The following is a 20,776-nucleotide window of genomic DNA, read 5'->3' as shown; positions in this document are numbered from 1 at the left end:
TTTTATTAATCTTTTAATTCTGGAAAATAGGTTTTCGCGTCATCTAACATTAATAAGAAACTATAATCAAAGGCAATATCATTCAGGCGATTAAAACGCCCTGATTTTCCACCATGCCCCGTATCCATATTAGTCTCTAACAATAACAGACTGTCGCCTTGTTTCATTTCTCTTAATTTAGCTACCCATTTTGCCGGCTCCCAATATTGTACTTGAGAATCATACAAACCTGTCGTAACCAATAAATGGGGGTAACGCTGATGTTGAATATTGTCATATGGGCTATAAGACTTAATACGGAAGTAATCTTCTTTGTTATTTGGATTACCCCATTCTTCATATTCACCCGTGGTCAATGGAATAGAGGGATCGAGCATGGTTGTCAAAACATCCACAAAAGGCACTTTTGCAATCACACCACGGTATAATTCTGGCGCCTGATTAATAACCGTACCCATTAATAAACCGCCCGCGCTACCCCCTTCAGCATAAACGCGTTTGCGATTACCATATCCATCAGCAATCAAGGTCTTGGTCGCATCAGTAAAATCGTGGAAACTGTTTATCTTATTTTTGAGTTTCCCCTGCAAGTACCAATTTTTGCCTAAATCACCACCACCACGGACATGCACCAAGGCATAGACAAAGCCACGATCCAACAAACTCAGCAAGGCAGAACTAAAATAAGGGTCCATGCTGATACCGTAAGAACCATAACCATAAATCAGGATCGGATTCTCACCTTTTTTGAACAAAGATTTGCGGTATACCAGAGAAACAGGGACTTCCACGCCATCACGGGCTTTTACCCAGATGCGCTGGCTGTCATAGTTTTCTTTGTTGAATCCTTTTACTGCCTGTTGCTTCAACAATTCACGCTCACCTGTTTGCATATTCCACTGGAATACTGAACTTGGTGTGGTCATTGATGAATAGCTATAACGCAAGAAATGGGTATCGGGTTCTGGGTTAAAACCCAATGATGCCATATATGCCGGATCATCGAATTGAACCCGTTTTTCCTGCCGGGTTTTCCAATCAATCTGGCGGATCAACGGCAATCCTTTAGTCCGTTCCTGTACAACCAACCAATCGTTGAACAGGGCAAAATTTTCCAGATCGATATTTTCCTGTGGGGCAATCACGGTTTCCCAGGGTTTATTAATGGCCTCTGTCCGATACAGGCCAAACAATGGATGTTCACGATTAGAGCGGATATAGAATTGCCCACGGAAATGGTCTAGATCATATTCATGCCCAACTTGCCGAGCAGAAAAAATCTGCGGCTCTGATTGTGGGTGGTTAGCATCAATGAGTCGATATTCTGAACTCGTGTAACTGGTACTCGAAATCAAAATATAATCCAGTGAAGTACTCTCCGAAATCGACAGATAGAAACGTTCATCTTCCTCTTGATAGATCTTTTTATCTTGTTGGCTGTCAGTGCCATATTGGTGGCGGAATAACTGATAAGGCAGCAACGTTTGTGGATCTCTGCGCACATAAAACAGCGTCTCGCCATCATTTGCCCATACAATGTGGCCAGAAGTATTCTCTATGACATTATTCTGCCAATCGGTATCACTGAAATTTTTAAATGAGATCTTGTAGTTACGGCGCCCTTGGGTATCCTCTGCCACTACGAGGCGCTTGTTATCCAATGAAACCGCAAAGCCACCAAGTTGATAAAACTTATGGTCTTTTGCCCGCTCATTACCGTCAACCATGACCTGCCAATCAGTTGAATTATCGACTGGTTTGCGCTGATAGATCGGGAAATCTTTTCCTGCCTCGTAAACAGTACGATAAATATACCCATTATAGGTATAAGGAACGGACTGATCATCTTTGCTCATTCTATCAGACATTTCTTTATAGAGTGTTTCGCGCAATTCCTGACCTGATTTCAGCATCTGCTCGGCGTATTGATTTTCAGCCTTTAAGTAATCAATGACGTTTTTATCCTGATGGTTGTCATCGCGCAGCCAATAATAGTTATCAACACGCACATCCCCGTGGAGTTCCATTTTATGCGGCTGTTTTGCGGCCAAAGGTGGCACCCTATTTTCCTCCATTGCAGTAGTAGCAAAACTGTGACCCCATAAACTACCACTGAGTAACAAGCCAAGCATTGCTCTTTTACCGCACACTGTCTTACTGCACATCGTATTACTGCAAACTATCTTTTCTTTATTCGACCTTTTCGTATCTGGTGAAAACGCCGCCTTATGCTGTGACATGCCATCAACCCTGTATTTTTATTGGGATAAATAAAAATCTATCGGCAGTTCAACCGTAACACTGCCATTAGTTAAAACGATTTCAGGTGGTTTAGGCAAAGGCTGTGCTCTTTCCAACACCATCCTTGCTTCCCTGTCCAGTGAGTTAGTCCCTGAACGTCGAGTGAGTTCACTGTTAATTACGACACCCAATGGGTTAACCATAAATTTCACCATCGGACGCCCTGTTCGTCTTCTTCTCTGGGCATCTTCTGGATATTTTTTATAGCGGTTTAAGTGTCCGGCTACCTCTGCCTGCCAAACGGCTTTGGCATCAGCAATGGCATCAGAATTGCTTTCGTAGGATGCTGCGGTACGAGCGGTCACATTATCGGCCGTCGTATTACTGGTTGCTGGCGCGGCACTACTGTGGGATTTTTCACTTTCTTGCTCTTTTGCTTTCACTCGCTTAACAGGCTGAGTTTTCTTCGGTGTATCTTGTTTTTTCTTTTTTTCTTCTGCTTATCCACCAAAAGCAGGGCGTTTTCATTTACATCCAATTTTGGCATGTTTATTTCGTCAACTTTGCTCTCCTGCTGCTTACTGACAACGGATAGCTGCTGCTCAATGCCAATCGGCTGTTTTTGTATTTTTTGTAGCGCTTCTGTCTGCGTTGACAATTCCACCATCACCGCCGGCGGAGGAAGAAGCTCCTCAAGATCCACATCCTTTGGTTTATAGACCAGCCATCCTACGAACAAGGCATGAAGTGTGATCGCAGCGAGGAAGGATTTTGTCACATGACCTGTGTGAGCATTTTGATACGTGGTGTACGTCAACATCTCTTATAGCACATTATGTCAATAATAAATGGATATGAATGATAATCAATTCAATATATAAATGAAAACTATTTTTATTTATTAATTGGTCACTTCCTTGTGATACTTACTATTATTTGGTTATATTTCCGCTTACTTTAGGTGTAAACCAGACAAAATCAGCATATTCGCTATCTAACGAAACGCCCTCTTCCGCAATGATAAAGACGGCTATTTTTTCATTTGGCGCTATTTTTTTAACATGCTGAGGAACCCCCATGGTTTTTACCGCGTGGTATCCTCCGACAAACAGTAAGGCAGGTGATGGAGCCTTCATTAGCTGCTCTGCCATCCGTTGATCCCGCATTTGCTGAATCTTAGTCATACCAGAAAGCAGTTGTGGCTCTATATTTCCGCCATGGGAATTTCTAATCGTAACTTCAATCAGCTTTTTGACCTCATCAGAAACCAAGGAATTTTTATCTTCTACATCATGATTTCTATACGCTTGTTCAACTTCACTGCGATCCAAATTTGCGGCCAGCAGAGGATAAGGCGCCCCCATCAGTTCCATAACCAAATCACCATACCATTTCCACGGCCAGCCCTGCTGCCATGCCAATAAATTCTGAATCCGCTCTTCCCTGACGATCGGATTACTCTGCAACCAACTTTTCACTTTATTCACTTTTTCTTGCTGGTTTGGGTTAATCATTTCCAGTAATACGGAACCCTGGGGACGCTTTTGCCCAAGTTGTTGCACTAACCATAACTCGATTTGGTGATGGTAAGGATTGTCATGTTTTTCACCAACAATGACACGAGGGTAATTTGCCAATTGCTCCCGCAGTTGATCTGGCGTGATCGCTTTGCCTGTTTTCATATCAAGCACCGCCCCCGATCGCATCAACTCACCGGGGAGAGTTTGCAGTGCTGCCTGAGAGCTATTTTGAGCGTTGTTTAGAACTGCGGTGCAACCTGCAAGAAAACAACCACCAAGCAGGAGAGAACCGGTTAAAAAAGTCGATTTTATACGGGTAGATGTTTGCATAACTGTTAGTCATTAAAAAAAGTAAGCATCAAAAAATTGCCCGCATATTATAGATAATGAGAATTATTTACAAACTTAAAAACCCTGCCAGGCATAAGCCTAACAGGGTAATTTACCGATTTATCCCAGACCTCGGTTAGAATGGAGAGTTATTTTTATAGTGGATCTGTTTGTGCTTCAACCGCCGCCAACGCCACCATATTCACGATACGACGTACAGAAGCAATCGGTGTCAGGATATGAACAGGCTTCGCAACCCCCATCAAAACTGGGCCAACAGTTACACCCTCTGAGCTGGTCACACGCAGCAAGTTATAGCTGATACGAGCCGCTTCCATATTCGGCATAATTAACAGATTTGCTGAACCCTTGAGCGGGCTGTCCGGCATAATATCGCGGCGGATACTTTCCACCAGCGCAGCATCACCGTGCATTTCACCATCAATTTCAAGCGCTGGTGCCATTTGCTGAACCAATGCCAATGTCTTACGCATTTTTTGCGCAGAATCACAATCAGAAGAGCCAAAACTTGAGCGTGATAGCAAGGCCACTTTAGGTTCAATACCAAAACGGCGAACCGTTTCAGCCGCCATCAACGTGATTTCTGCCAACTCTTCTGGGCTTGGATCTTCATTAACATAAGTATCGGCAATAAACGTATTTCCCATCGGGAACATTAAGGCGTTCATAGCACCTGCAGTATGCACTCCCTGACGAAAACCAAAGACATCTTTTACGACCTGATAATGTTCGCTGTAGCTGCCAACAGTGCCACAAATCAGGCCATCTGCTTCACCACGGTGCACCATAATTGTACCTATCAGCGTTGGATTACCAATCACTGCCCGACGTGCTTGCTCTTGCGAAACACCACGGCGCTTCATCATTTGATAATATTCTTGCCAATATTCTTTGAAACGTGGATCATTTTCATTATTCACCACTTCAAAATCTTTACCCGCTTCAATATGCAGCCCTTGCTTTTTAATCCGCATTTCAATGACGCCAGGGCGGCCAATCAGGACAGGGAATGCCAGCCCAAGGGAGACAAGTTCTTGGGTCGCATGTAGTACGCGAACATCTTCCCCTTCTGCCAATACAATCCGTTTCTTCTCTTTTTTGGCTTGGGAAAAGATGGGTTTCATAAATAAGTTGGTCTTATAGACAAACTCATTGAGTTTCTCAATATATGCCCCGAAATCGGTAATAGGTCGGGTTGCCACACCTGAGTCCATCGCCGCTTTCGCTACAGCCGGAGCAATTTTTACAATCAAGCGAGGATCAAACGGTTTTGGAATGATGTAATCAGGGCCAAAGAACAGGTCTTGATCACCATAGGCAGAAGCCACTTCCTGACTTTGTTCAGCCAATGCAAGATCAGCAATGGCATGCACACAGGCAAGCTTCATTTCTTCATTGATGGTTGTAGCCCCAACATCCAATGCGCCACGGAAAATAAACGGGAAGCAAAGAACGTTATTCACCTGATTAGGAAAATCAGAACGGCCAGTACAAATAATGGCATCAGGACGTACTGCTTTTGCCAATGGTGGCAAAATTTCTGGCTCTGGATTGGCTAATGCCATAATGAGCGGATTTTTTGCCATGGTTTTCACCATGTCTTGGGTCAATACGCCCGGACCAGAACAACCAAGGAAAATATCCGCATCAGGGATCACATCTGCCAATGTACGGCTGCCATTATCCTCAATGGCATAATCCGCCTTGGTCTTTTCCATGCTCTCTTCGCGGCCACGATAAATAACCCCTTTTGAGTCACAGACGACAATATTTTCACGTTTCAAACCCAATGCTACCAGCAGGTTCATACAGGCAATTGAGGCAGCACCAGCCCCCGATACCACCATGCGCACCTTGCCAATGTCTTTATTAACTACCCGCAATCCATTCAGCACGGCGGCGGTACAGATAATGGCTGTGCCATGTTGATCATCGTGGAATACAGGAATTTTCATGCGCTCACGGAGTTTCTGCTCAATGTAGAAACACTCTGGTGCTTTAATATCTTCAAGGTTGATACCACCAAAAGTGGGTTCCAGCGCTGCGATGATATCAATCAATTTATCAGGATTGGATTCATCCACTTCGATGTCAAAAACATCAATACCAGAGAATTTCTTAAATAAAACGCCCTTCCCTTCCATAACAGGTTTACCGGCTAATGCACCGATATTCCCCAACCCTAAGACAGCGCTGCCGTTAGAGATAACCGCAACAAGATTGCCACGTGCAGTATATCTATAGGCCGCCAAAGGATCTTCTGCTATTTCAAGACAAGGGGCAGCAACACCCGGTGAGTATGCCAATGCTAAATCACGTTGTGTTGCCAGTGGCTTGGTTGGTGTAACCGTAATTTTTCCAGGTTGTGGGAACTCATGAAAATCAAGAGCACTTTGTTTTAATTTTTCATCCATCATCAGATCCTTTACGCGTCATGTCTTAGTGAAAACCGTTTCAGTATAATAGTTACAGAAGGTTAAATCATGATATCAGCAGCATTTTGTTCATAATCTTTAAAATCAAGGCGCAAAAACAAACAAATGATGACGTTACGTTAATCAATATTATATAGATATTATCTTAATGATACCCATATAGGAGTATTTTGTCGCCAATTAATAACCTGATAAATTAATTAAAGATGGATTTTTAAATTAATATTTAAAATAAGTTTACAAAAACAAAATTTAATCTATAAAATATTCATCCAAATTTATTTGGAAAATTATTAGCAATTAAGGAAACACATTTTCTTATGAAAGTGAATTTCATCTGAGTGGTTAAACCTGTTTGCGCCATTTCTATTTTTATATCAGGATATATTTCCAGAATCTCATTAACGATGATTCAATATACTCCATAAAAATCACACAGCGATTTAACATAAAGCAGAAACCTGTCTTTTATGTTTTATTAAACATAAATCTGCATTTCTATATGGGAGAAAGAATATGCATAATCATTCAGTCATGATAGTTGATGATCATCCTATCATTCGTCACGGCTTAAAAGGGTTGATTGAATTAGAACGAGAACTCATTGTGACAGCCGAAACTGGCAATGGCGAAGACGCAATTAATATCGCTTGCCAAATAAAGCCTGACATTATTCTGATAGATTTGAAAATCAATGGTCTTTCAGGGATTGATACGATTAAATCTCTCCGCCGCAAAGGGCTTGATTCCTATATTCTGGTACTTTCTGATTCAGATCACAGAAGTGATATTTACGATGCAGTTGATGCCGGTGCGAATGGTTATTTATTAAAAGATATCGAGCTTACTTCTCTATTGAACAACATAAAAAAAGCCATAGATGGTCATGCGGTGTTCAGTGAAAAAGTCCATCAATATTTATCCACTCGCCATCTTTATGTTGATCCGTTATCAAAATTAACCAAACGTGAATTAGATGTTTTAAAAGAAATTGCAGAAGGAATGACAAATAAAGAAATTGCTGATTTTCTTTTTATTTCAGAAGAAACGGTGAAAGTTCACACCCGTAACTTATTGAAAAAACTTAAATCACGTTCCCGTCTCGAAGCCACTATCATCTATCTAAAACACAGAAAAACAGAGTTCATTTAACATTGGCTTGTTGCTTAACGCCCCAATACGAAACACAATTTCCCTCATTTTTACCGATGGGGAAATTGTGCGTTATTAAGAATAATAAATTAATTAGGAACAAATTAATTTTGCATATAATAAATAAGGGTATTATCTATAAATTTATTACTTGAAATGCAGGCAATCTGTTTTTGTCGATAATTTAAACACCTGTAACTTCAATGCCAGGAAAAAGCAGACAGAAAGTCTGCGCAAAAACGTGTTATCTGGATAAAATAGCCAATTTCCCGCATTATGTCGGATATGTTGAACAAGACAAAACCAAGGCTCCCATCATGTCAAATACCACTTTGCATCCAGATACCCTTTCTCACAAAATATCCATTCTCTACGGCATTAAAAACTGCGATACCATAAAAAAAGCACGTCGTTGGTTAGAAGATCAAAAAATACCTTATCAATTCCATGACTATCGGGTTGATGGTCTATCTCCTGAGCTACTTCAATCATTTATTGAGCAAGTTGGCTGGGGATCTCTCCTGAATACCCGCGGTACAACGTGGCGCAAATTGCCCGACGAGCAAAAAGCAGCTATTAACAATGCAGAAGCTGCCAAGGCACTCATGCTGGAGCATCCTTCAATCATAAAACGCCCTCTATTGGTCTCAGGCCTTCAAAAAGCGAAGGGACAGAAAAGTATTTACTCGGTTTCAAGGCAGAACAATATCAACAATTTTTCTCGCATGACTAGATGAGGAGAGCATTCATGACTTGTCCGGTAATTGACCTTGCTCAGCAGTTAATCAAGCGTCCTTCTGTCAGCCCTGATGATCAAGGTTGCCAGGAACTGCTTATCCAGCGCCTGCAAGACATTGGTTTCACAATAGAACGAATGCCTTTTGGCGATACCCAGAACTTCTGGGCTTATCGTGGAACCGGAGTCACTTTTGCCCTTGCTGGGCACACCGATGTCGTTCCTGCCGGCGATATCTCACAATGGCAAACGCCGCCCTTCGAACCCGCTATCCGTGACGGAATGCTGTATGGTCGTGGCGCCGCAGATATGAAAAGCTCTCTGGCTGCAATGGTTGTTGCCGCCGAACGTTTTGTGGCAGAACACCCTGAACATAAAGGCCGTCTGGCTTTTCTGATCACCTCCGATGAAGAGGCCAAAGCGACCAACGGTACAGTCAAGGTGGTTGAAGAGTTAATGGCTCGTCATGAACGTTTGGATTATTGTCTGGTCGGAGAGCCATCCAGCCAGCAATGCCTTGGGGATATGATCAAAAACGGACGACGGGGATCGTTAACTGCCAGCTTAACTATCTTTGGCACCCAAGGACATGTTGCTTATCCACAGTTGGCAGATAACCCGATCCATCGTTCAATGCCTTTTCTGCAAGAACTCGTCAATACTCAGTGGGATAACGGCAATGAATTTTTCCCTGCCACAAGTATGCAAATCGCCAATATTCAGGCGGGAACCGGCAGTAATAACATTATTCCTGGTAAATTGTGGGTACAATTTAATTTCCGTTTCAGCACTGAACTGACAGACAGCGAGATCCGCCAACAGGTTGAAAATATGCTGAAAAAGCATCATCTAAAATATGAGATTGACTGGTGGTTATCAGGCCAGCCTTTTCTGACCTGCAAGGGGATCCTTGTTGACACTGTAGTTGAATCCATTGAGCACTATTGTGGATATAAACCAGAGCTATCAACCAGTGGCGGTACATCAGATGGACGTTTTATTGCTAAGATGGGGACTCAGGTCGTGGAATTGGGACCAATTAATGCCACCATCCATAAAACCAATGAATGTGTCAAAGTAACTGATTTACAAAAATTGAGCCTGATTTATCAACGTATCATGGAGCAATTAATCAAATGATGACACCTGAAACTTTGACCGGCCTGTCCACTGATCACCTGGTTACTCTTACCGGCAATCACCGTTTGCAGTTTAATGCCACCAAAGCGTTTCTTGCCATGCAGAGAGAAGCGGCCAAAGCAGGTTTTAAGCTACAACCTGCCAGTTCGTTCCGCGATTTCACCCGCCAACAAACTATCTGGAATGAAAAATTCCGTGGTCAGCGTCCAGTATTAGATAAGCATAGCCAGCCCCTTGATATCTCGAAAATGGATGAAGGGGAACGTTGTAAAGCCATTCTCGGCTGGTCAGCTTTGCCAGGAGCAAGCCGCCATCATTGGGGGACGGAACTGGATATTTATGATCCCTTTCTGCTACCAGAAGGTAAAAATTTGCAGCTAGAGCCGTGGGAGTATGAAAACGATGGGTACTTTGAGCCATTAACTCATTGGCTGACAGAAAATATGTCTCAGTATGATTTCTACCGTCCCTTTACGCACCACGATGCAGGTGTAGCTTATGAGCCGTGGCATATCAGCTATTGGCCATTATCCTATGAAGCCGAAAATTTATTCGATGAACAAGTTCTATTAAATGCTTGGGCAGATCGTGATATTGCTGGCATAAACTGGTTAAAAACCAATCTATCCTATATATTTGAAAAATACATCAGGATAATAGATTAAGAAAACTATAAATCAGGAAAATAACAGATCAGCAAAATAGCTGGTCATGAAAATAATTCATTGATAGAAATAATTCATTACAAAAATGGTTGGTTATAAGAAGCCGTTGTTTATAAAAAATAGCTGATTAACACATTAGGCTCCTGAGCCTCATGGAAGAGGCTCTAAACATTCTGAGGAAAATACCATGCATTGGTTGATAGATTATTGGTGGATTGTTCTGTTAGTGCTCATCGGCATTATTGTTAATGCAGTAAAAGCACTAAGTCGCGTCGATAAGAAATCTTTCTTAGATAACAAACCCGAATTGCCCCCGCACCGGGATCTTAATGATCAATGGGATGATGAGGATGATTGGCCACAGCGGGATCGCAAGAAATAACCCAATCTCTCCAGTGCTTGGCAAGTATTTTGTCGATGCTTGCCAATGCATCAGCAGTCTCTTCACGCCAGTGTTTTAATAGGACCTTACGACCAGTCAGCGATAATTCACTGACACATTGTTCGATACTTAGTCGCTGTTGAAGATGCTTTCTCAACGCAGGCAAGGCCAAATTGCTCTTCAACAATAATCTCTGTAATGCAAAATAAGACGCTGACAGAGGACGATGAGCAAAGGCAAACCCAGCCAATTCCTGCCAATCACTGTCATTGAGCTGTTCTCCACTATCATGCTCAACTGGCAAGGCAAAGCCGAGTAACGATCCCAATCCTTTGGCATCTCTGGATAATCGCTGTTGTGCGGATTGGGCAAATCGCTCTCCCTGCTCACTCAAAGGCAAAACAGCCATCGCGGTATAACAACCACTACTCGCTTCCCGGCGAGTTCCCATTCTTACCAGGCGAAAACCACATTTTTGCCAAAGAGTCCACAGATCAGCGGTATAACCAAAACTAACAGAAAGGAAATCCAGCTTTTGTTTACTGGCTTCTTGACATTGTTGGATGATCAAATGTTGTGCAATACCACGACGGCGATATTGAGCTTGTACAGCAATACGGCTGATTCGCTGTGATCGTAAAGTTGCGGCCTGCGGAAAACCACTATGTGTCGCCAGGGATTGGGCCACCAAATTGCCTCTTGGCCGCCGACATCCTGCCCAGATCTCATGTGCTAATGTCTGTGACAAACCACCTTCGTTCACCATCCACAAAGCGCCAACCAATGGTTGATGATGTTCTGGAGAACCCGAAAGGGCAGCCAAAAATGTCATTCCGTTACCATCCATTAATCGCCGCAGATCAAGGGGTGATGTACGGTAATGTGCACTGGTTAATAAGCCATAAAATTGGCGCAATAATGTCGAGTGTTGTAACCATTCAGGCTGACTTATCAGGTGAAAATGCAATTCTTCTGCGTTTAATCGTGTGTCATAAACGAGCGATTTATCATCGAATAACAGAGCACTATCCAGCCACGCTTCCAATGGATCATTTTCAGCCCAGCGCATAGGGGTTTCCAATTCACGAATATGGCAGTCAGGCAATTCCGCACACAATTTCAATAAAAAACCGCGTCCTGTTCCCTCATAACCCTGGACTGTTGAAGTCAACAATACTCGTGGAAAATAGCGGGTTAATTCTGCTAATTGTGGCGTTGGGATCGCTGCTGCTTCGTCAATCAATAACCAATCAGCATCGCTTTTATTTTTTTGTTGACCTTTTTTCGCTCGGCAATATTTCAACAAATTGTCTACTGACCAAAAAGGCGTTTCTTGCTCCAAAAATTTCTGTTCAGCAGAATCTGGGATAGCGGAGTAACGTCGAATAACGTCTGTGGTTATTTTGGCAGGGGCACATAACCAGCATTTTCCTTGCCAATATCGCACTAACATTCCTGCCAGAGCCGACTTTCCCCGCCCCCGGGGTGCGGTGATCACCCAAACGCCTCGTGTGGCCTGTAACAATTCGTCAAGAATAGATTGCTGGCTTACCGTTGGGTTGCCATCAGGCATCTGCCAGATTCCGGTTGCAGGCAATGGTGGTATCTGAGATATCTGAAAAGGTATTTCCTGACGCCATAATAATACTTCAGGAAATGCGAGGATTTGCTGCTGAATATGGCGAATAAAATTAGGCGTCGAAATGACGCCTGACGATTCATTCCAGCGCAAACTATCTTCATCAGGCTGTTCGGGCCATTGTGACCAGGCGGGTACGCGCATCACCAACCAGCTTCCCGCTTTTAATGTGCCAGCCAGTATCGCCAATGCTTCAGCATTAACCCCTTGAGTAGCATCAAAAACACCATGCAAGAATTCACGCCCAAGCAAGCTGACGGCTTTTGTTGGATCAATAGCACCAGCTACATGGGCTGAAACCGTTAGCCAATCCCCTTGAAACTGTTTTGTTAGCTGATTGACAATCAATTCACTCCATTGCGGATCACCACTCAAAACAACTAAACGGCGCTGTCCCTGTTGTTGCATTTGTGCCTGCAACATTGCCCATACGCTATACATAGTGCGAACTATCCATAAAATGAACTGTATAACATGTGAAATATCTGATGGCTAAAATGGCTACCGGCATGGTCACGATTTACCAATCATAAGTGATAAAATGCCAGCGGCAATCAAAGGGCCTACCGGAACGCCCTTAAATAGAGCCACTCCCAATACAGTGCCGACCAATAATCCAGCCACAGTAGAAGGCTGGCCAGACATTAAAGTCACGCCACGGCTTCCCAACCATGACACAAGGACACCAACAGCAATAGCCAACAGTGATTTCCAATTTAAGAACGAGCTAAAAATTTCCTGTGCGGAAATTTTCCCACTTGCGATAGGTGCCATGACTCCTACAGTCAGAATCAGGATACCTATCGTCAAGCCGTACTTTTCCACCCAAGGGAAAAACTGATTCAATGGCGTGATACGAACTACCAATAGAAATAACATGGCAAGTGTCACTGTCATGTTATGGCTGATGATACCAAGCCCCGCAAGCACGAGTAAAATAAGTAGAGTAGGATCGATATGACTCATGAGTTTTTATTTCCTGTAAACTCCGATAGAACAATGTTTGACTATTTTTAAACCAGGCAACATAAATTCTGGTATGGAAAAGATGATAACTTAAAATTTTTGCACTTAATCAAAAATATTCATAAAGAGCCATCCCAAAATTGGGTAATAGCGCAACAACGGGTAGTTTGTTAACATCCTTGCCTTAAACAATCACATTGATAAATAATTAGCCATATAGACCAAGATACAATCCCTGTTTCTTGATAATTAGCCTTTTAAACACCAACGCCTTTTTACCAAGGTAAAAGCAGAAAGGTTGTAAGAAGTGCCTTGCAACTAATATGCGTTCGTATAAGCGATATAAATATGAAAAAATTAACCTCCTCCATGATAATCTGTCTCTCTTTAGCGGGTTGCACCACTCAATGGGTCCCTGCAACAAGTAATCCTGTTCCTTTCAGTGAAGCTACTGCTGAATGTAATCAGTCGTCATTAAGGCTATTTCCTGTAAGAAATGAAGTTGCCCAAAAATCAGAGCTGAAGAGAGTGCTACAACCCTGCGTGAATGGAGACCAATGTAAAAACGGTTACTTCTACCAAAGTGTTCCCATGACCGAAAGCTATATAATCGATGTTAACAGGGATTCCAGAAGAGAATATTATTACAGCTGCATGCAACAAAAAGGCTGGAAACAGCAAACCAAATCCCTGCTTTAAAGTTTATCCGACGTGCAAGACAGGGACAGGATGCCCTTTTGATTATCGGAGCATCCTTCCTTTTCTACATTATATTTTTTAAGTAATCGTTTGCGTCATCAATCCAAAATAACGCCAATACGGCGTGCAACTTCCTCATATGCTTCGATCAAGCCACCGAGACTTTGGCGAAAACGATCTTTATCCATTTTATCCATCGTCTGCTTATCCCATAAGCGGCTACCATCCGGTGAAAACTCATCCCCTAATATGATCTTGCCCTTGAACAAGCCAAATTCCAACTTAAAATCCACCAGAATCAAACCCGCATCATCAAACAGTTTGTTCAATACTTCATTGGCCTTGTAGCTCAGACGTTTCATCTCAGCTAAGTGTTCTTTGCTCACCCAACCGAATGTCTCACAATAGGATTCATTAACCATAGGATCGTGTTTGGCATCATTTTTCAGAAACAGGTCAAACAGTGGCGGATTAAGCACCATTCCCTCTTCCACCCCCAAACGTTTAACAAGGGAACCTGCGGCACGGTTACGAATAACACACTCAACAGGCACCATATCAAGTTTTTTCACCAAGGATTCATTATCTGACAACAGTTGTTCCATTTGCGTCGGAATGCCCGCTTCTTCCAGTTTACTCATAATGAAATGATTAAATTTATTATTCACCATTCCCTTGCGATCGAACTGTTCAATGCGTTCACCATCCAATGCTGATGTATCATTACGGAATTCCAGCACAAGTAAGTCAGGATTGTCAGTGGCATACACTGTTTTTGCCTTTCCACGATACAACTCAGCTTTTTTCTGCATTTTACACTCCAGAAATATAACGTCTTTAAACGTAACTAATTAAACAAAAAACACATCCAAAATATAAAAGGGGCCTAGGCCCCTTTTATATATTACTTATCCTTTGATTGGCTAAACGCAGCTTCCAGCGCAGCCACCATCTGATTATTTTCAGATTGAGTCAGCGGCTTACCTTTGTCGCTGATAAATTGCAGGCTGCTTCGGTTATCCAAATCACCCACCTGCAACTTATAATTTCCTCCGTGGATGGAAGGCGCTTCTACTCCCAGCGCTTTCCAGTCAGAAGAACTACGTTCTTCATAAGTCACCTCTATCGCTCCGGTAGAACGAGTACGATCCTTGACTTTCATACCGATGCTTTCCAACACGTATGGCAATCTGTTCCAGACTATGTTGTATGGTGCACGCACGATAATTTGTGGCAATCCGGTATTATCACTACCGCTTTGTACAGAGAGTGGACCTGAATTTTTAGCACCGCTCAGGCTCGCTGCTTCTTGTTGCTGGCTTAAGTCACTTGCCAATTTATTCAGCATCACAACATTGTAACGCTGGATTTGTGCCGGATCGGTAATTTCCTTTTCTCCCTGTTTCAAACCTTCGTTCGCAACGGATAGTGCTATTTGGTAATCCTGTTTGGAAACTGAAATACGGTAACGCCCTTGATAGGGAACATTTTCATCCGCCCGTTGCCATGTAATCCAATCTGTCGTCAAGGTTTGTGCAGCATCATCTTTCTGGCTGATATTATACCCTTTTTCCGCCAGCAGATTGTTTACCTGAGACCATAATTCACTGTATTCAGGAGTATTTTCAAGCAACAATTTACTGCTGTTAGCACTATTTTCAACGCGGGAACCCGTCAACAATGCAAGCGCTTGCAATGGAGGACGTATATCCAAATCTTTACCCACAGCCTCCGTCGTCGTCGTTGTCGGAAGATTATATTCACCATTTTGCAGTGGTAATGTCATTCCCGCGGGGATGTTCAATAGTTTCAGAGGAGGCGTGTCAAGATAGGATTGATCCCCGCTTACCTGACGTTTATAGCGCTGATCGCTGGAGCAGGCAGCCAAAAAAACGACCAATGACAGTCCAGCAATCTTCATGACCTTCGATTTTTGCAATAATGTTGCCATTAAAATTCCCTAAAATTTTACAGTAGTCCAGCTATTTTCAAGGCACTACCAACTGGAATTTGCCCTTCCTGCGTTAGCGGAACCATTGGCAAACGCAATGTATCATCGGCAATCAACCCCAATTGACGGCAAGCCCACTTAACTGGCGTCGGGCTAGGTTCAACAAATAATTGATGATGCAATTCCATCAGTCGGCTGTTCAGTTCACGAGCTTGTAAAAATTCACTTTGCTCAACCAATTCACACAACTGCGCCATTTCTGCTGCTGCAACATTTGCAGTGACAGAAATAACCCCTTTACCACCAAGCTGCATGAAATCGACAAAACTTGCATCATCACCACTCAGAAGAATGAAATCTTCATCACTAACCAATGCTTGGATCTGACTAACACGACTTAAGTTCCCTGTCGCTTCCTTAAGCGCAACAATATTTTTCAGTTTCGCTAAGCGAGCGACTGTCGGCGGCAATAAATCACATCCGGTACGAGATGGCACATTATACAGAATTTGTGGTAAGTCAGTATTCTCAGCGATTGCCTTATAGTGCAAGTATAAACCTTCCTGTGATGGTCTATTATAATAAGGTGTGACTGACAGGCAACCCACAACCCCCGTGTTTTCGAAACGGTTGGTCAGAGAAATAGCTTCTGCTGTCGCGTTTGCCCCTGTTCCGGCAATCACCGGAATACGCCCATCAGCCATTTCCAGTGTTGTCAGTACAACATCAACGTGTTCGTCATGGTTAAGTGTTGCACACTCGCCCGTTGTTCCAACAGACACAATCGCAGATGTACCACTGGCGATATGATAATCAACCAATTTTTTCAAACTGGCCTTATCAATCTGACCAGCTGAATCCATCGGCGTTATCAATGCAACTATACTGCCTGTAAAACCAGAATGATTGCCTACCATTGCCATTTCCCCTTAGTTAAACCTAAAACTGCAAATGAGAAGTTCATGGTACTTTCTTGTTATACAGAAGAAAACTCTTTAACCACGCGATTTCAATGAATTTTATTAATATCAAGTGTAGCTGATTAAACATAAATTATAATTTTGTTCCCTTAATAAAGGCGATTGACCTTCTCCTGAGCATTTTTTATGTTAAAACACAACATACACAGCAAACTCCAACTAAAATTAAAGGAAAACCGCTTTGCCAACCTCAGAACAGCATTTTTTAGTGATCACTGCCCTCGGTACCGATCGTCCCGGCATCGTCAATACGATTACCCGCCTCGTCAACACATGCGGCTGTAATATTGAAGACAGCCGTTTAGCTATGTTTGGCGAAGAATTTACTTTTATCATGTTGCTATCGGGTAGCTGGAACGCCATTACTTTGATCGAATCCACCTTGCCACAAAAGGGTGCAGAACTTGAATTACTCATAGTGATGAAACGTACCCGATGCGGTGTCCAGAAAAAATTTCCTTCGACCATCACCGTTAAAGTAGACGTAGTTGATTCACCGGGAATTGTTGAGCGTTTTACCAGTTTATTCACAGCCCAGGATCTTAATATCGCGGAACTGGTATCAAAAACTCACCCAGCCGAAGGAAATCACCCTGCTCGTCTGCAAATCCAAATCACTGGTCACAACCCAGTTGATGATAATGGCGCGATATTTAAAGAAAATTTTTATCATCTATGTACAGAATTAAATGCACAAGGCAGTATTATCGTACAAGACCATTTAAATCAAAACGATTAACCGGAGAATAAGTGATGAGTCCATTGAAAGCCGGAGACAAGGCACCACAATTCAGCCTTCCTGACCAAGATGGCGAACCCATTAATTTATCTGACTTCAAAGGTCAACGTGTTTTAGTTTATTTTTATCCCAAAGCAATGACACCAGGCTGCACAACTCAAGCCTGTGGCTTACGTGATTCTATGGATGAGCTAAAAAACGCCAATGTTGAAGTCTTGGGTATCAGCCCAGATGCACCTGAAAAACTATCCCGCTTTGTAGAAAAAGACATGCTGAATTTCACGCTGCTTTCTGATATTGACCACCAAGTTGCCGAACAGTTTGGTGTGTGGGGAGAAAAGCAGTTCATGGGGAAAACCTATGACGGCATTCATCGCATCAGCTTCTTAATTAATCCACAAGGTGAGGTTGAACACGTTTTTAGTAAATTCAAAACCAGTGATCATCATCAAGTTGTGCTGGATTACCTAAACCAACATTCATTGTCAATATAGACACAATAAGTTTTGAGTTGCCGCTTTATCAACAAAGTGGCAACTCAGTGTATTCGTTTGGTATTTATTGCATTGTTATTCAAAGCAAATTTAAATTTCCTACCCGCATATCATCTGTTAATAAAATATTAAATTTTGTTTATTGTTTATTTTTTCAATGGAAAATTCTTAGCAATCGCCTAATCATTATCGCATGGTGAACGCACTGTGTTGGCTGCTTTATGTTAATGAGTTATTGTGTTGATGAGTATTGTGTTGATGAATATTGTGTTGGGCGCGAAATATCACGCTTACCCTGGCACCACCAAGTGGACTATCATCAATCTGATATCACCTTCATATTGCTCGACAATTTCAGACGCTATCGACAAACCAAGACCTTGACCTGATCGCAATGTATCGGCGCGTAAACCACGCTGAAAAATCATTTCTCGCTTATCAGGGAGGACACCTAATCCATCATCATCGACAATAATAGTGACTGCATTTTCTCCCATCGTGGTGGTGATTTTGACCAATTTCAGGCAATATTTACAAGCGTTATCCAGAATGTTTCCCATCACTTCCAGAAAGTCCTTATTTTTTTCCCCTAGCCATGTTACTTCAGGAGAGACATCGAGCATAATTTTGATGCCCTTATGTTGATATACCTTAGTTAAGGCACTGATTAGGCCATCCAGCAAGATTGGGACAGAAGAAATCTGCCTCTAAGAAGAAGCTATGGTCATGGCGCATATTGGCTCTGTGTAGATAATAGCCGATTTGTTGGGATATCCGGTCAATTTGTTCAAGCATAATAGGTTCAGCTTGTTCAATGGTCAGCTTTTGAGGGGGGCGCAGAGAGCGAGGGTTGATTGCAATACCGCTAGAGGTGTTTTCAGGCTATGCGTCAAATCCGAGAGGGTTGTGTGATATTTGGGGGCATAACGTCTTACGTTCATTGGATAGCAAGTTATTTAAGTTTCTGACCAGCCCTTTTAATTCAGTAGGAGGGGTCTTGATCCAGTTCTTTCCTTTCTCCATTTTCTAATGAACTGATCTGGGTAATTAAGGATTTTATTGGCCTAAGACTCCAGTCAGCGGCAAGCCAGATTAATGGAATGATGAGAAAGTTTAAGTTAGCGATGAGTACATATCCAAACCATTCCCATACTTTTGCTGATTCCTGTACATCTTGTGGAATGGTATCAATGATAACAAATGGTCATGGCAGGCAGTTTGTCAGTGGCAGGATAAATATTTACAGCAAACTGAATAGGTTACATCAACACGTCCTTACTATTTTCTGCCTTTTTTGCATTATCTTGATTCGGTGTTGCTGTTGGATTATAGAAAAAATCCCCTTTTTCTTTAAAATACGCTTCTATGTATATAAGCCATCTTTTTTCAGCCAGTCAGGATCAAATTATTCTTTCCAATTCAGACACATTATTCTGGCGCCAAAGAATATTTCCACCATTATCATAGATTAGTGCTAATGAGCGGTAATTCATGGAAAAATCTTTGGGAACAAGGATTTCTAGCTTGTTATTTTCCCATCTGGCTAATGTGAAAAATAGATTACTTTGGCTACGGAGTATGGAATAGCTTGTTTTATCACTAAACTGACTAAATATCCGGCAATAGCAACAATGCCATATGATAGGGTCAATGCAAAGAATTTTAATAGCAGCCGTAGCCATGAGAAACCGTGTTCTCAAAGAAAAAGGTTTTTCAGAGAACTTAAGCATTATAAGATTTCACATCAAAGCGATACCCTTGACCACGAACAGCTAAGATGACTCCTTCCGGCCATTCATTCAATATTTTTTTCCTCAAACGCCCCATTAATACATCAATTGTATGACTCTCACGTAATTCAGCGTCTGGATACAATTGGCGCATCAGCTGTTTCCTTTTACTGACAACTTTGCCATTATTGCGCATTAAGGTTTCGATAATAATGTATTCAAAGGCGGTTAATTTAATATTGGTTTCATTGATAGAAAACTCCTTTCTTGAGAGGTTGATTAAAAATGGTGATATCTCAACTAATTGTGATGCCAAACCACTATTACGTCGCATTAATGCTTGTATGCGGGCATTAATTTTTTTTTTCTTCCAGATTGAAAGGGCTTGGTAACATAATCATCTGCGCCCGCATTTAGCACGTTGACTTTTTCTTGCCAGCTCTCACGGGCGGTAAGTAACAAGGATTAGGTAAATTAACTTGCTCACTACGCCAGCGCTGTAACATGCTAAGGCCATCTTCTCCCGGTAACCCTAAATCAACGATAGCAATATCAGGGTGACTTTCTTTAAGATAATAATCTGCTTTCTTCTTTAGCATTCTCCGCAGCATCAACTTGATGTCCAATATCCCGTAATTGTACGGTTAAGTGATGGCGAAGCAATGCATTATCTTCAACGATCAATATCCGCATAATGATTCCTTATGCTAATCAGTAATTAATGTTTATCAAATAAATTTAAAATAGCTAAGTCATCAACTTCGTCAATAAAGATTAAATAAAAATATAGATATATGATTATGAGTAAACTAAGTATAGTAACTATTTATCTTTTGTTGGTATATTAATGATTGGTGCATTTAAAAACAAATGGTTAGGTCAAAATAGTAAATAAATTTACAATTTATTTAACTTCTATATAAGTTCATATACTCAATAGTATTCAGGTTGCTATG

General features: G+C 42.0%; 19 protein-coding genes and 2 pseudogenes. 8 read left to right on the top strand and 13 right to left on the bottom strand.

The features are described 5' to 3' along the window. Positions 1 to 5: 5 nt before the first annotated feature. From ACSJJG_RS07800 to maeB, 5 genes are all read right to left on the bottom strand, one after another. Positions 6 to 2,075: a S9 family peptidase gene (locus ACSJJG_RS07800; RefSeq protein ID WP_481090402.1), complete on the bottom strand. Its 2,070-nt coding sequence runs from the start codon at positions 2,073 to 2,075 to the stop codon at positions 6 to 8. A gap of 183 nt (positions 2,076 to 2,258) precedes the next feature. Next, positions 2,259 to 2,684, bottom strand: coding sequence for an energy transducer TonB family protein (locus ACSJJG_RS07795; protein WP_481089025.1), 426 nt, complete (start codon positions 2,682 to 2,684; stop codon positions 2,259 to 2,261). Beyond that, complete coding sequence (locus ACSJJG_RS07790) at positions 2,681 to 3,061, bottom strand: hypothetical protein (protein ID WP_481089024.1); 381 nt, start codon at positions 3,059 to 3,061, stop codon at positions 2,681 to 2,683. Before ACSJJG_RS07790 ends, ACSJJG_RS07795 begins: the two co-directional genes overlap by 4 nt. A gap of 112 nt (positions 3,062 to 3,173) precedes the next feature. Then, positions 3,174 to 4,091, bottom strand: coding sequence for a ChaN family lipoprotein (locus tag ACSJJG_RS07785; RefSeq protein WP_481089023.1), 918 nt, complete (start codon positions 4,089 to 4,091; stop codon positions 3,174 to 3,176). A gap of 155 nt (positions 4,092 to 4,246) precedes the next feature. Next, the gene (maeB, locus tag ACSJJG_RS07780) at positions 4,247 to 6,526 is read right to left on the bottom strand and encodes an NADP-dependent oxaloacetate-decarboxylating malate dehydrogenase (RefSeq protein WP_481090401.1); all 2,280 of its coding nucleotides are present in this window, start codon (positions 6,524 to 6,526) and stop codon (positions 4,247 to 4,249) included. 537 nt (positions 6,527 to 7,063) lie between these two features. Here maeB and ACSJJG_RS07775 point away from each other — a divergent pair. The 5 genes and pseudogenes from ACSJJG_RS07775 (at position 7,064) to ACSJJG_RS07755 (ending at position 10,622) form a co-directional block, all read left to right on the top strand. After that, positions 7,064 to 7,699 (top strand): response regulator, encoded by a 636-nt coding sequence (locus ACSJJG_RS07775; RefSeq protein WP_189759156.1) that lies wholly within the window; start codon positions 7,064 to 7,066, stop codon positions 7,697 to 7,699. A gap of 317 nt (positions 7,700 to 8,016) precedes the next feature. Then, positions 8,017 to 8,432: pseudogene (locus tag ACSJJG_RS07770) on the top strand (ArsC family reductase). 15 nt (positions 8,433 to 8,447) lie between these two features. Continuing rightward, entirely contained in the window at positions 8,448 to 9,575 is a 1,128-nt protein-coding gene (gene dapE / locus ACSJJG_RS07765; protein WP_481089022.1) for a succinyl-diaminopimelate desuccinylase, read from the top strand. After that, positions 9,572 to 10,240, top strand: a complete 669-nt coding sequence (locus ACSJJG_RS07760) for a M15 family metallopeptidase (protein ID WP_481089021.1) — start codon at positions 9,572 to 9,574, stop codon at positions 10,238 to 10,240. The genes dapE and ACSJJG_RS07760 overlap by 4 nt, the downstream gene beginning before the upstream one ends. 187 nt (positions 10,241 to 10,427) lie before the next feature. After that, positions 10,428 to 10,622 (top strand): YpfN family protein, encoded by a 195-nt coding sequence (locus ACSJJG_RS07755; RefSeq protein WP_481089020.1) that lies wholly within the window; start codon positions 10,428 to 10,430, stop codon positions 10,620 to 10,622. Here the strand turns inward: ACSJJG_RS07755 and ACSJJG_RS07750 are convergent. Both ACSJJG_RS07750 and ACSJJG_RS07745 read right to left on the bottom strand, forming a co-directional pair. Continuing rightward, positions 10,567 to 12,702, bottom strand: a complete 2,136-nt coding sequence (locus ACSJJG_RS07750; RefSeq protein ID WP_481089019.1) for a tRNA(Met) cytidine acetyltransferase TmcA — start codon at positions 12,700 to 12,702, stop codon at positions 10,567 to 10,569. The two genes, ACSJJG_RS07755 and ACSJJG_RS07750, sit on opposite strands and share 56 nt — an antisense overlap. 72 nt (positions 12,703 to 12,774) lie before the next feature. Then, on the bottom strand, positions 12,775 to 13,227 hold the full coding sequence (locus ACSJJG_RS07745; protein ID WP_099118539.1) for a DUF441 domain-containing protein: 453 nt from the start codon (positions 13,225 to 13,227) through the stop codon (positions 12,775 to 12,777). A 348-nt stretch (positions 13,228 to 13,575) separates the two neighbouring features. Between ACSJJG_RS07745 and ACSJJG_RS07740 the strand changes: the two genes are divergently transcribed. Continuing rightward, a complete protein-coding gene (locus ACSJJG_RS07740; RefSeq protein WP_481089018.1) occupies positions 13,576 to 13,926 on the top strand; it encodes a hypothetical protein in 351 nt (116 codons plus the stop codon). 98 nt (positions 13,927 to 14,024) lie between these two features. Here the strand turns inward: ACSJJG_RS07740 and purC are convergent, their stop codons facing one another. The 3 genes from purC to dapA all read right to left on the bottom strand — a co-directional run bounded on the left by purC (position 14,025) and on the right by dapA (position 16,794). Then, positions 14,025 to 14,738: a phosphoribosylaminoimidazolesuccinocarboxamide synthase gene (gene purC / locus ACSJJG_RS07735; RefSeq protein WP_481089017.1), complete on the bottom strand. Its 714-nt coding sequence runs from the start codon at positions 14,736 to 14,738 to the stop codon at positions 14,025 to 14,027. A gap of 92 nt (positions 14,739 to 14,830) precedes the next feature. After that, complete coding sequence (gene bamC / locus ACSJJG_RS07730; RefSeq protein ID WP_481089016.1) at positions 14,831 to 15,877, bottom strand: outer membrane protein assembly factor BamC; 1,047 nt, start codon at positions 15,875 to 15,877, stop codon at positions 14,831 to 14,833. Between the two features lie 17 nt (positions 15,878 to 15,894). Beyond that, positions 15,895 to 16,794: a 4-hydroxy-tetrahydrodipicolinate synthase gene (gene dapA / locus ACSJJG_RS07725; protein WP_481089015.1), complete on the bottom strand. Its 900-nt coding sequence runs from the start codon at positions 16,792 to 16,794 to the stop codon at positions 15,895 to 15,897. 244 nt (positions 16,795 to 17,038) lie between these two features. Between dapA and ACSJJG_RS07720 the strand changes: the two genes are divergently transcribed. After that, positions 17,039 to 17,596, top strand: a complete 558-nt coding sequence (locus ACSJJG_RS07720) for a glycine cleavage system transcriptional repressor (RefSeq protein ID WP_481089014.1) — start codon at positions 17,039 to 17,041, stop codon at positions 17,594 to 17,596. 14 nt (positions 17,597 to 17,610) lie between these two features. Further along, positions 17,611 to 18,090, top strand: coding sequence for a thioredoxin-dependent thiol peroxidase (gene bcp / locus ACSJJG_RS07715; RefSeq protein WP_481089013.1), 480 nt, complete (start codon positions 17,611 to 17,613; stop codon positions 18,088 to 18,090). Positions 18,091 to 18,380: 290 nt separating this feature from the next. Here bcp and ACSJJG_RS07710 read toward each other — a convergent pair whose 3' ends face one another. The 3 genes and pseudogenes from ACSJJG_RS07710 to phoP all read right to left on the bottom strand — a co-directional run bounded on the left by ACSJJG_RS07710 (position 18,381) and on the right by phoP (position 20,513). After that, positions 18,381 to 18,713, bottom strand: a complete 333-nt coding sequence (locus tag ACSJJG_RS07710) for an ATP-binding protein (protein ID WP_481089012.1) — start codon at positions 18,711 to 18,713, stop codon at positions 18,381 to 18,383. A gap of 777 nt (positions 18,714 to 19,490) precedes the next feature. Next, positions 19,491 to 19,772, bottom strand: coding sequence for a hypothetical protein (locus ACSJJG_RS07705; RefSeq protein ID WP_481089011.1), 282 nt, complete (start codon positions 19,770 to 19,772; stop codon positions 19,491 to 19,493). A 40-nt stretch (positions 19,773 to 19,812) separates the two neighbouring features. Next, positions 19,813 to 20,513 (bottom strand): annotated as a pseudogene (gene phoP / locus ACSJJG_RS07700) (two-component system response regulator PhoP). Positions 20,514 to 20,776: the final 263 nt, after the last annotated feature.

The sequence above is a fragment of the Xenorhabdus sp. SGI 60 genome, from assembly GCF_056632175.1.
Note: the sequence above shows the minus strand (reverse complement) of the source record. Positions and strands in the feature narration are given on the sequence as shown.